Source organism: Dyadobacter alkalitolerans DSM 23607, from assembly GCF_000428845.1.
Taxonomy (GTDB): domain Bacteria; phylum Bacteroidota; class Bacteroidia; order Cytophagales; family Spirosomataceae; genus Dyadobacter; species Dyadobacter alkalitolerans.
This window is the reverse complement of the sequence record NZ_AUAS01000016.1, coordinates 59,365-72,338: the sequence shown is the minus strand read 5'-3', so window position 1 is coordinate 72,338 and position 12,974 is coordinate 59,365. Positions and strand designations below refer to the sequence as shown.

The following is a 12,974-nucleotide window of genomic DNA, read 5'->3' as shown; positions in this document are numbered from 1 at the left end:
TGGGAAAAGGCTATTGCAGAACCTGAAATGAAAGACATTTTTATAGGAGTTGATTTTGGCGGTACCCGCATCAAATTAGGGATTGTTTTTCAGGGGCAGATCATTGCCGATGCCAACATTGAAGCGGCTTCTGAGCGGAGCTTTGAGCAAAGGCTCACTGATATTGCATTGGAAATGAAGCATTTGCTATCGCAAGGCGCATACAGGCTGATAGGGATCGGTTTTGCCTTTCCAGGCATTGTCAATTTTTATACAGGCAGGATTTTATCCAAATATGTAAAATATCCGGGCGCTGAAAATGTAGATCTGCAAGCGTGGGCGAAAGCGAATTTTGGCGTTCCCATAGCCGTTGAAAATGATGCCAGGGCCGCCCTCATAGGGGAATGGAAACATGGCGCAGGCATGACGAGCACCGATCTGGTGCTGGTAACGCTGGGAACCGGTGTGGGCACAGGCGCCCTGGTCAACGGCGCTCCGCTGCGGGGAAAGAACTTTATAGGCGGCAACCTGGGAGGACATTCCACCATCAACTTCGAGGGAAGCATCTGCAACTGCGGCAATGTGGGCTGCGTGGAAACTGAAAGCTCCACCTGGGCACTGACCCAGCTTGCAAAAGCATCTGCCGATTTTGCTTCTAGCAAACTGGCTGAATTACAGATCATTGATTTTAAAAACTTGTTTGATCTGGCAGCTCAGGGCGACGCGCTGGCCATAACATTGCAGGAGCGCTGCCTGAAAGTCTGGTCGTTATGCGTAATTAACCTAATCCATGCCTATGATCCCGAGAAAGTTATTTTTGGCGGGGGGATCATCAAAAGCAGTCACATTATTTTGCCCTACATCAAACAAATGCTCGATAAGCACAGCTGGATCAGCTCTACCGATGTGGATCTGGTTGTGGCTGCGCACCCTGAACATGCGGGGATATTGGGTGTATATGAATTATTGAAACAAAAAATTACTGATAATGCAATCGAATTACGATAAGTATCCATACGTAGAAATTAGTGAATCCTCGGAGCTGTGTTTTGCTGGCTGGCAGCACATTTTTGATGAAATAATGCGGCTCGCTGAGCTGAAAGGCCAAAGCAAAACCGTGATCTGCATGGACGTGTATCATGGCGTGGACGCAGCGGAAATGCTGGATGCCATAAAGACGCATCTGCCAACAGCCACAGTTATCCAAACAAATGCTTTTCTCAAAGATGCAGCTCAGATCCAGCAAATGGTGTTTCCATATGTAACCGATGATGCTATTTTTGGTAAAATAAATAATCTTCAAATCCACGACTTTTTTGATAGGCCTAAGCTGGAAAAACAAAAAGACCAGATTCGAGAGGTAGCCTCAGGCACAGTGGTGGTTTTCGGAGAAGGAGCGGCGCTGTTTGCTGATGCGGACATTTTAATTTACGCAGACCTGGCGCGCTGGGAAATCCAGAAGAGAATGAAGCGCGGACAGGTAGGCAATTTTGGAGTTAATAATCTTGATGAGAGCTTTGCAGCAAAATACAAACAGGGTTATTTTCTGGACTGGCGGGTTTTTGACAAGCATAAGCTCGCTTTTTTTGATCAGATCGACTATTTCATTGATGCCAACATGGCCGGCGACCCTAAAATGCTTGGCGCTGAACTATACCGCAGCGGTTTGGATCAGACCGTCGCGCGGCCCTTCCGGGTGGTGCCTTTCTTTGATCCAGGCCCGTGGGGCGGACAATGGCTCAAAGAAGTCGCCGATCTGGACCGTGATGAAATTAACTATGCCTGGGGTTTTGACTGCGTTCCCGAAGAGAACAGTCTGCTTTTTAAGATTGGTGAGCATATCTTCGAGCTTCCCTCGATCAACCTGGTTCTCACCCGGCCGCAGCAGCTGCTTGGGCAGGCGGTCTATAAGGAGTTTGGAGCCGAATTTCCGATCCGCTTTGATTTTCTGGACACCATGCAGGGCGGTAATCTAAGCTTGCAGGTGCATCCCACGCGGGCCTATATCCAGGAGCATTTCGGCATGAGCTATACCCAGGATGAAAGTTATTATTTCCTGGAAGCAGACCAGGGCGCATGCGTATACCTGGGAACACGTAATAATGTAGATGCGGCAGCCATGATCGCCGACCTGGAAAAAGCCCAGAAAGAAATGACTGATTTTGACGCGGAGAAATATGTCAACAAACTGCCTGTAAAAAAGCACGACCACATTCTGATTCCTGCGGGAACGATCCACTGCTCTGGCAAAAATGCTGTGGTGCTGGAAATTTCGGCCACACCCTACATTTTCACTTTCAAATTGTGGGATTGGGGGCGCCTGGGCATGGATGGCAAGCCGCGGCCGATCAACATCGAGCACGGCAAAAATGTGATCGATTACAGCAGGGATGAGGATTGGGTTAAGGAGCATTTGGTGAATAACATTACCAGCATTTCGCTCAATGGTCATCTCAAAGAGGAATCGACCGGCCTGCATGAAACGCAGTTCATTGAGACCCGGAGGCATTGGTTTGATTCAAAAGTAACGCATTATACCAACGGGTCCCTGAATGTGGTCAATCTGGTGGAAGGCAGCCAGGTGCTTGTGGAAAGTCCGGATAATCTGTTTGAGCCTTACGTGATCCATTATGCTGAAACCTTTATAGTGCCGGCTAGTGTGGCTGTTTACACCATTACGCCAGCGGGCAATGCGGCAGGAACCCAATGCGCCACGCTGAAAGCATACGTGAGAACTTAGCGGGTCTGGTTGCTTGAAAGGAATCTGAATTCGCTATTTTTGTGATTCTCTACTCAATTTGTCGACCATGAAATTTAGCATAGATCATAAAAGCCCGGTTCCATTACATATTCAGGCAGAAAACCTGCTGCGGACGATGATCAATGATCCCGAGCATTTAAATGGTAAATTCCTTCCCAACGAGGTGGAGCTGGCCAAGCAGTTGGCTATATCCAGGTCTACGCTACGTCAGGCGCTCAACAAATTGGTGTACGAGGGATTGCTGATCAGAAAAAAAGGAATTGGCACCAAAGTAGCAGAGCCCGTAATCAGTTCAAAATCAAAGAACTGGCTGAGCTTTACCCAGGAAATGAATGCCAGGGGGATTAATGTCAAAAATTTTGAGCTGCATGTTACCTGGGTTACGGCCGATGAGAAAACGGCCAATTTTTTTGACATAGATCCTTCCAAAAAGATCCTGAAACTCGAACGGCTCAGGGGTAAAGTCGAAGGGCCTTTTGTTTACTTCATTTCCTATTTCCATCCCCGGGTGGGCCTGACAGGAGAGGAAGATTTCAAGCGGCCACTTTACGACATTCTAGAAAAAGACCATTTGGTTGTAGCCACGCTTTCCAAGGAAGAAGTTGGCGCCATTGCTGCCGATAAATTTATTGCCGCAAAACTGGAAGTGGAGGTAGGAAGCCCCATTTTGTTCAGGAAACGTTTTGTTTTTGATCAGGGCGACAGGCCCATTGAATACAACCTGGGCTATTACCGCGCCGACAGTTTTGTCTACACCGTCGAAAGCGTACGGGAATAATATAGCATTCAAATATAATTGCGCTGCGTTTACAGCTAATCGTTAGGCTATTGCCTGCGCCGTCTTTGCCTATATAAGTATCTCGCCCGAATGTAGTGGCAGCTTGCGCGATTATCTTCCTATCAACGGCTCTTTCGCATTTCTCTATAAATGTCATTATTTCTTTAAAATATATTAGGAGTCCTTGTTTTTCAAAAATATGTTTATATGTTTGTACATATGTAAAATGTATTGAGATAGAGTGCTTTGCGTACTGATTAAATCCTAAATCCTCACTTCGTGGGAAAAAAGCCATTTAACCACTAACTGCTTTTATGAAACCAAAACTACTTGCAAAAAACGGGCGGAGATCGTTGAGCACCTGTCTGGGCTTGGCGCTGGGAATCTTTCTGGCTTCTGCCGTCCAGGCCGCTATTCCCCTGCACAAGGCCTCGGGCTCCATTAAAAATGTCAAAGGGGCCCGCCCTGCGGCAGAACAGACCATTACCGGAACGGTTACCGACGAAAACAATGCGGGCATACCAGGGGTAAACGTGCTGGAAAAAGGAACTACCAATGGTGTGGTTTCAGATGCAAATGGAAAGTACTCGATCCTGGTAAAAGGCGCTGGCAGCGTACTGGTATTTTCCTACATTGGCTACATTACCAAAGAGTTAACGGCAGGATCGCAGGCCGTTCTGGACATGAAAATGGAGGTTTCCTCCCAGGAGCTGAGCGATGTAGTGGTTGTGGGTTACGGAACCCAGAAAAGATCCGAGCTTACCAATGCCGTCGTGCAAACGACGGGTGCGGAGATCAAAAAATCCAGCGCAGCATCGCTGTCCAACTCGCTGGCCGGAAGGATGGCGGGCGTTTATGTGACGCAAAGGAGCGCTGCCCCGGGTTTTGACGACGCCCAGATCCTGGTCAGGGGCGCCAGTACTTACCGCAACACCTCCGCCCTGATCGTAATCGACGGCGTTGCCAATGCAGATCCCGACGGTTTGAACAGGCTTGATCCCAATGATATAGAGTCTATTTCGGTGCTCAAAGATGCTTCGGCGGCAATATATGGGGCGCAATCTGCGGGCGGCGTTATCCTGGTCACCACCAAGAGAGGCGTGACAGGCAAACCCGCGTTTGATTTTTCCACAACGCAGTCCTGGCAGTCGCCGACTATGAAGGTCAAATCAGCTGATGCATTCCAATATATGCAGGCCCTCAATGACCGCAGGGCACTGGAAGGAACACCGGCCGACTTTCCTGACGCTCTGGTAGAATCATTCCGGAACGGAACAAGAAGGCCTGAGGACTGGTGGAAGGCATTGATCGGTCCGCCCGTCAGGCAGACCAGATACTCGCTGACTATGCGCGGCGGAACGGATAAGGTGCGGTATTTTGTCTCGCTGGGTACAGCCAGCCAGGGTGGAATCCTTCGGGGCGACAACAAATCCAAGCTCAGGCAATATAATGTAAGAAGCAATGTAGATGTGACCGTGACCAAAGACCTCGAAGTAGGCCTGGACCTGTCGATCCGTGAAAAAGCAACGCAAACGCCTCAGGGCGGCCCGGGCGGGGAAGTAGGCTCTCTGGCCACCACCAGCCCTTTGCAGGAAGCCTATATAGGAGGCGATTACCGTTATCCGGGAGAAGGATGGTCGCATCTGAACCCCGCCGCCCGCCTGCTGAGCCCAGGTTACCGTAAATACAAAACCGATGTAGCCAGCGGAACAGTCCGCTTCAAGTACAATATGTCCTTTCTGGAAGGATTCAGCATCGATGGTTATTTGTCTGTTGTTAAAACTGTGGGATACGATAAGCAGTTTAATTACATCTGGCCTTATTTTGAAAAGGATCCGGACGGCAACATTGTAGAAAAGCAGTCCAGATCCGTAGAGGACATTGGCTTGCGCGAAGATTTCAGACAAAGCCTGCGCACCACCGGAAATGTGAAGCTCAATTACAACAGGACGTTTGCACAGGATCACAAACTTTCAGCTTTCGTGGCTTATGAGCAGATGACTTATGATGATAACACCTTTTTTGCCCAGCGCCTTGGTTACGATTCCCCGCTGATCGATCAGCTATTTGCCGGCACTACCAACCGACTGAACTGGAACAACGATGGTTCTGCTACGGAGTCGGCCCGCCAGAATTTTTTCGGACGGTTAAGCTATGATTTTAAGCAAAAATATCTGTTCGGCTTCAGCGCCCGCTACGATGGTTCGCCTATCTTTCCAAAGGACAAACGTTTTGGGTTTTTTCCGCAGGTTTCAGCAGGCTGGGTGATCAGTAACGAGGCATTTATTCCAAAAAATGTACTTAGTATTTTGAAACTAAGAGCTTCATGGGGAAAGCTGGGTAACGACCGGGTGGATCCTTTCCAATACATTGCCGCTTACGGGTATACCGACGGATGGGTTGTAAATGGCGTAGACGCGCGCGGTATCGCCGTGCAATCCACGCCTAATCCCAACATTACCTGGGAAGTGAGCGAGAAAACGGACATTGGTCTGGAGGCAGCTTTCCTCAATAACCGCCTGACCTTCGAGCTGGACCTTTTCCAGAACAAAACGTCAAACATTCTGGGAAAAAGACAGGCCTCGATTCCGAGTTATACCGGGCTGCTTTTGCCCGATGAAAACATTGGTAAAATGAACAGCCAGGGTATCGAGCTTCAGGCAGGTTACCGGCACAATTTCTCAGATCTTACCGTGCGGGTCAACGGAAACTTTTCTTATAACAAAAACAAGATCATTTACTTCGACGAAACGCCCCAGGCAGAGGAGTATCAAAAGCTGGAAGGTGAGCCTTTCGGATCCAGGCTGGTGTACAAATCCATCGGCATATACCGCACCCAGCAGGACCTGGATAACAATGTTAATTATCCCGGAGCATCATTGGGGGGTTTGATTTTCGCCGATCTGAATGGGGACAAGATCATAGACAGCAATGACCAGTATATGTTTAATACAACCAATAACACGGCAAAGGATCCGGTTACTGGCGCAGATGTCACCACTGTTTTTCCGAGTACGCAGTATGGCTTGAGTATTGGGATGAATTACAAGAATTTTGACCTGGCCATGCTCATGCAAGGGCAAAGCGGTGCAAAGTTCCGCATGAGTAATGCATTCAACTCGGGCGCGGGTGGTAATGGTTTGGAGTATGTGGCCCTGAACAGCTATACATTAACGAATGTAAACGCAGCACTTCCCATGATCTCCCCCACAGGCTTTGCAGGTTCAGACAGCGACTTTTATTACCGCGCCGCAACCTGGATGCGCATGAAGAATGTTCAGCTGGGCTACACGCTTCCCAAAAGCCTGCTTTCAAAAGTCAGGATCGCAGCATTGCGGGTGTATGTTTCGGGCGACAACATCTTTATGGTATTTAATTCACTCAAAAAATACGGTAATGGTGATCCTGAGTTCCTGAGCGGGAACGGCGGTGCTTATCCCAACATGAAAACGCTGAGCTTCGGAGTTAATCTTACTTTTTAATCTGAGAACGACCTATGAAATATTTCATTAAAAATAGATTGGTAAAAAGGGCGCTGAGTATCTCATTTATCGGCATCATTGCAACGGCAACCTCCTGTAATGTTCTGGACAAAAAGCCGCTTGATGCCATATCCGATGAAGCGGTTTTCAATGATGCTGTGTTTTTGCAAAACTATGTTTACAACATTTATAATGGCATCAAGCCGCCCTGGGCCCCGGGTACCGGAGGCTTCGACGCCCTGACAGATATTGCCGTCAATCAGCCCGAAACCCACGAGCGCTCAGCCGGTATCCGCAATTATCTGGAAGGCAATTTGACACCCGACAATGTAAATGATCTGCTTTCGGTTGCCAAGGAACAGCCCGTGCCTATCCCGCTCTGGGACTATGAGTATGGCTTCATCCGGAAGGCGAATGTGTTTTTTGAAAATATAGAAAGCTCTGCCATCGCCGAAGACAAGCTGGCGCCCATGAAAGGAGAAGTGCATTTTCTGCGCGCCTGGATGTATTTTGAGCTTATGCGGACATTTGGCGGTGTGCCCATCATTACAAACAGCTTTCAGCTGAATTCAGAGACCTTTGATGTGCCCAGAAATACCTTTGAGGAATGCGCCCAGTTTATACTCAGTGAAACAGATCTTGCCATTGGTTTTCTGGATGGCCTGCCGGTAAATACAGGGAAAGTCAGCAAGGCCGCAGCCCTGGCCTTCAAGGCAAGGGTAGTTTTGTACCTGGCCAGCCCGCTGAATAACCCAACCAAAGACCTGGCCAAATGGAAGGCCGCCGAGGCTGCCACCAAAGCCGTCCTTGATCTGGGTTTTACCTTGCACCCGCAGTATGCCGAGCTTTTTAAAAAACCATTGAAAACCGACGAGACGATCTTTGGCAAATCATTTACACCCGCAACCAGGATACCAGGCTGGGGCTACAATTATGATTACTGGCCCAGTGGCTTTGACGCCCAGCAGCGGCTGGTTCCGACCCAGAATTTTGTCAATATGTTTCAGCTCAAAAATGGTGAATATCCTTATCTTGCTGACGGCGTGACCGTGAATCCAGCCTCAGGGTATGATCCTCAAAAGCCCGAAAAGAACCGCGACCCGCGTTTCTATGACGCCGTCATTTATCCGGGAGCAGGTCCGCTTAACATTATCGATGGATCAAAGAGCACGGTGCGCACCTATGAATATTGGGAAGATGCCAATCCCAACCCCGACAATGCAGCTCCCTACATTAACCCCAATAAGGTGGATCCCAAAAATGGCCAGAACCTTTTTGACTTTGGCAGGGATTCGAAAACCTATTGGGTGAAAGGGCTTACTCCCTTCCACTGGCGCGTGCAGACAGGTTATACATTCAAAAAAACGGATGACTTTGCAGGGCCGCGGGCAAGCTATGATAATGATTACAACCAGGTCATCGTATTTATGCGCATAACCGAGTTTTATCTGAACTATGCCGAAATACAAATGGCTTTGGGAAATGAGGCCATGGCCAGAGAGTACATCAACAAGGTCCGCAAAAGATCCTCTGTGAACATGCCCGATATCAAAAGCACGGGAGCTGCACTTGTCAGGGATTACCGCAACGAAAGGGCCATCGAGCTGCATCTGGAAGATTCGCGCTTTTTTGACCTGATGCGCTGGAAGGCGGCGCCCGGGCATGTGGACATTGCCGTACGCGGACTGACCAAAGTAACCATGGACTGGACCGGGGCCAAGCCCGGTGATGCGCTCGGAAAGCTTACCTACACTTATGGTGTCATCCCCGAAGCTGAGGTTAGAAAACCATGGAAAGGGGATCATTACTATCTGTTTCCGATTCCAAACACCGAGATCAGAAAAAGCAACGGGGCGCTCAAACAAAACCCTGGTTACTGATCATCTACCTTTTAGTTAGGTTAGATAAATCGTTTCATGTACTTTATCAATGGCCGGGCATTGCTCAGCCATTGTTTTTTTTAGTGATATTCCGTTTTAAAGCATCCCGGGATAAATAGCGATACTTTGTATGTACAAAGTATATGTTTTAGCATTGCATTGCCAGTAAATAATTTAACTTTGTATTTAATTATTTGGCTTAAAGCAATATTGTGCTGATAAAGTTGCGTTAGGTTAGTAGTTTGTACAAACATAGTATGTAACGGCAGGCTTTGTGAGCCTGTTTTAGATATGAAAAAAAAGCTTTTCCTTTTCGTGGCATTGAGTAGCGTAGCCTTTTTTGTGGTCGTCTCCTGCTTTCAAAAAAATAATACTTTACAAAAAGGCGGCAGCGAAGGGCTTGTGAGCTACAATTTTGACATTCGTCCGATCCTCTCCGACAAATGCTACGCCTGTCACGGCCCGGATGCTAACAAACGCGAGGCGGGCCTTAGGCTCGATGTAGCCGAAAATGCTTATGCCAAGCTGAAAGATGGAAAAGGGGTTGCGATCTTTCCGGGTAAGCCCGAGCAATCGGAGGTTTACAAAAGGATCACTTCGGTGGACCCGGCCTATCAGATGCCCACTCCGGAATCACACCTGGGCTTACTGAGTGAAACTGAAATTGGCCTCGTTCGTAAGTGGATCGAGCAAGGTGCCAAGTATGAAAAGCACTGGGCATTTACAGCGCCGGTTTTGCCGGCTCTGCGCGAAATCTCGGACAAAGAGTGGCCCAAGAATGAGATTGACCATTTTGTTTTGCAAAAGATGGAAGGAGCCGGGCTTGCTCCCAACGAGCAGGCAGACAAAAGCCACCTGCTCAAAAGGGTTTCGCTGGATCTGACGGGCCTGCCGCCTTCGCTGGATTTACAGAACCGGTTCGCCGCTGACGGAAGCGAAGGCGCCTATGAAAAGGTCGTCGATGAGCTGCTCAGCCAGAAAGCCTATGGAGAGAAAATGGCTATTTACAGGCTGGATGTGGCGCGCTATGCCGATTCTTACGGCTATCAGGATGATGAAGTACGCACGCAGTGGCCATGGCGCGACTGGCTGATTAGTGCATTCAATAAAAACATGCGCTATGATCAGTTTCTTACCTGGCAGATTGCCGGCGATATGCTTCCTAATGCTAGCAAAGAGCAGATTTTGGCAACCGCATTTTTCCGAAATCATAAATATACCGAGGAGGGTGGCGTAATTCCCGAGGAGTACAGGATCGAATACAACATTGATAAAACCAAAACATACAGTACGGGTGTGCTGGGGCTTACTGTCGAATGCGCCCAATGCCACGATCATAAGTATGACCCCATCTCACAGGAAGATTATTACCGTCTTTTTGCATTTTTCAATAATTCCAAGGAGCTTGGTTTTGAAGGAGATATCTCGCGCACAAAGCCTGCCAAAAACCCTATTCTGCGTATTTCAGACGAGGAGGCCAAATCCCTTTTGACATTTATCAACAAGCCCGATACGAGTCTGCTGATGGTATCGGTGATGGGAGATCGCGATACGCTCCGGCCCACCCATATTCTAAACCGCGGCGTGTATGACGCCCCCGGCCGCGTGGTTACGGCCTCAGCGCTGCCAGCGGTCATGAAATTTGATACCAACGGACTTCCTCAAAACAGATTGGGCCTGGCCAAATGGACCACCAGCAAGAGCAACCCGCTTACTGCCCGCGTTTTTGTAAACCAGATATGGCAGGAATTTATCGGACGGGGCATTGTAAAAAGCACAGGCGATTTTGGAATGCAGGGTGATTTGCCTACCAATCCTGCGCTGCTGGATTGGCTCGCAGTTGACTTTATGAACCATGGCTGGGATATTAAAAGGCTTGTTAAACAGATTGTAACATCGGCTACCTACCGCCAATCGGCCAAGATTACCGCGGAAAAGCTCAAAGCGGATCCTGATAATATATTCCTGTCGCGCGGGCCCCGGTACAGGCTTCCTGCTGAACTGGTCAGGGATATGGTGCTTTCTACGAGCGGGTTATTGGTATCCAAAATAGGAGGGCCTAGCGTGAAGCCTTACCAGCCAAAGGGATTATGGGAGGCGGCTACCTCAGGAAGGGGCACATTGAAAACCTACCAGCAGGATAAAGAGCAAGCATTATACCGAAGGGGAATGTATACATTCATTAAGCTGACGGTTCCGCCGCCGTCCATGATTATTTTTGATGCCAGCAACCGCGACCATTGTGAAATCAAACGCTCCAAGACCAATACACCCTTGCAAGCGCTGGTTATGCTCAATGATCCTACGGTCCTGGAAGCATCCCGGGTTTTGGCAGAAAGGCTCACAGCCAAATCATCCAACATCGAAATCAACATTAAGGAATCTTTTCAGAGAATCGTCTGCCGCCAGCCTACGGATAAGGAAGTCAAGCTGCTTACCGAGTATTACAACAGTGAAGCTTCCATGTTTGCAAAGGATAAAAAACATGCTTTCAAAGTATTGAATGTGGGTGAGTATCCCAGGAATGAAAAAGTAAATGAAGTGCAGGCGGCCGCCCTGATGCGGGTGATCAATACACTGTACAACATGGAAGAAACCATTACAAAAGGCTGATTAGCAGCTTCAAATCATGGAAAAACAAGTTTTTGATTACGGACTGAATACCACACGAAGACACTTCTTGTCCAAAATGAGTTTGGGCCTTGGAGGTGCAGCTTTGGGCTCGCTGCTAATTCCCGACCTGTTTAAGGGAAGCGGCGGGGAAGTTAATTCGGATGCGATCATGGCCGGCCTGCCGCATTTTGCGCCCAAAGCCAAACGCGTGATTTACCTCTTTCAGAACGGGGCGCCATCGCAGCTGGACTTGTTTGATTACAAACCCATGCTTAATAAAATGCACGGGCAGGACCTGCCCGAATCCATACGCGGCACGCAGCGCTTAACGGGGATGACGGCCAATCAGGCGAAATTTCCGCTGGCAGGCTCCGTTTTCAATTTTAAACAATACGGAAAATCGGGTGCATGGATGAGCGAGCTGCTGCCACATATGTCTGGCATAGTCGACGATCTTTGCATCATTAAAACATTAAATACCGAGGCCATTAACCATGATCCGGCCCTGACGTTTTTTCAGACGGGCGCCCAGGTAGGCAACCGGCCAAGCTTCGGCTCGTGGCTGAGTTACGGGCTGGGCAGTGAAAATCAAAATCTTCCGGGTTTTTGCGTGCTGCTTTCCCGTGGTAAAGGAAATGGGCAGGGCGTTTATTCCAAGTTGTGGACGAATGGATTTCTGGATTCAGTGCACCAGGGCGTGCAGTTCAGCAGTGGTGAAAATCCGGTTTTGTATTTGAATGATCCTGAGGGCATGGACAGGACCCAGCGCCGTAAGATGCTCGATAAGCTCTCTGAGCTCAACCAGGGAACGTATAACGAGTTCGGTGATCCTGAAATTACGGCCAAAGTCCAGCAGTATGAAATGGCTTTCCGGATGCAGACAGCCGTTCCGCAAATCACAGATATGAGCAAGGAGCCTGAGTCCATTGTCAAAATGTACGGGCCTGAATGTCTGGTGCCGGGCACATATGCTGCTAATTGCCTTTTGGCCAGAAAACTCTCCGAGCAGGGCGTACGCTTTGTGCAGCTATATCATCAGGGCTGGGATAGCCATGGCGGGCTGCCGAATGAAATCAAAGGCCAGTGCATGGATGTGGACCAGGCCTCGGCAGCGCTGGTGACGGACTTAAAACAACGCGGGCTGCTGGATGAAACGCTGGTGATCTGGGGAGGGGAATTTGGGCGGACCAACTATTGCCAGGGAACATTAACCAAAGATAATTACGGGCGCGACCACCACCCGAGGGCATTCACCGTGTGGATGGCGGGCGGCGGTGTAAAACCCGGCATCGTTTACGGCGAAACGGATGAATTTGGCTACAACATTGCCAAAGACCCGGTGCACGTGCACGATTTTCACGCTACGATACTCAATCAGCTGGGACTGGATCATGAAAAACTGGTTTATAAACACCAGGGACGCCGTTACCGCCTGACGGATGTGGCAGGCAAACTGGTAAAAGGTATTATTGCGTAAATAA

At 48.9% G+C, this 12,974-nt stretch carries 7 protein-coding genes; all 7 read left to right on the top strand.

From position 1 onward, the window contains the following. Nucleotides 1-27 precede the first annotated feature (27 nt). On the top strand, nt 28-987 hold the full coding sequence (locus G395_RS0123095; RefSeq protein WP_026632237.1) for an ROK family protein: 960 nt from the start codon (nt 28-30) through the stop codon (nt 985-987). Then, nucleotides 968-2,719 carry a class I mannose-6-phosphate isomerase gene (locus G395_RS0123090; RefSeq protein ID WP_026632236.1) on the top strand — a complete coding sequence of 584 codons (1,752 nt, stop codon included), beginning with the start codon at nt 968-970 and terminating at the stop codon, nt 2,717-2,719. Before G395_RS0123095 ends, G395_RS0123090 begins: the two co-directional genes overlap by 20 nt. Nucleotides 2,720-2,786: 67 nt before the next feature. After that, complete coding sequence (locus G395_RS0123085) at nt 2,787-3,518, top strand: GntR family transcriptional regulator (RefSeq protein ID WP_026632235.1); 732 nt, start codon at nt 2,787-2,789, stop codon at nt 3,516-3,518. Between the two features lie 314 nt (nt 3,519-3,832). Continuing rightward, nucleotides 3,833-7,000, top strand: a complete 3,168-nt coding sequence (locus G395_RS30075) for a SusC/RagA family TonB-linked outer membrane protein (protein ID WP_051350320.1) — start codon at nt 3,833-3,835, stop codon at nt 6,998-7,000. A gap of 14 nt (nt 7,001-7,014) precedes the next feature. Then, nucleotides 7,015-8,880 (top strand): RagB/SusD family nutrient uptake outer membrane protein, encoded by a 1,866-nt coding sequence (locus G395_RS0123075; RefSeq protein ID WP_026632234.1) that lies wholly within the window; start codon nt 7,015-7,017, stop codon nt 8,878-8,880. A 291-nt stretch (nt 8,881-9,171) separates the two neighbouring features. Continuing rightward, nucleotides 9,172-11,493, top strand: a complete 2,322-nt coding sequence (locus tag G395_RS0123070; RefSeq protein ID WP_026632233.1) for a PSD1 and planctomycete cytochrome C domain-containing protein — start codon at nt 9,172-9,174, stop codon at nt 11,491-11,493. Between the two features lie 16 nt (nt 11,494-11,509). Then, nucleotides 11,510-12,970 (top strand): DUF1501 domain-containing protein, encoded by a 1,461-nt coding sequence (locus G395_RS0123065; RefSeq protein ID WP_026632232.1) that lies wholly within the window; start codon nt 11,510-11,512, stop codon nt 12,968-12,970. Nucleotides 12,971-12,974: the final 4 nt, after the last annotated feature.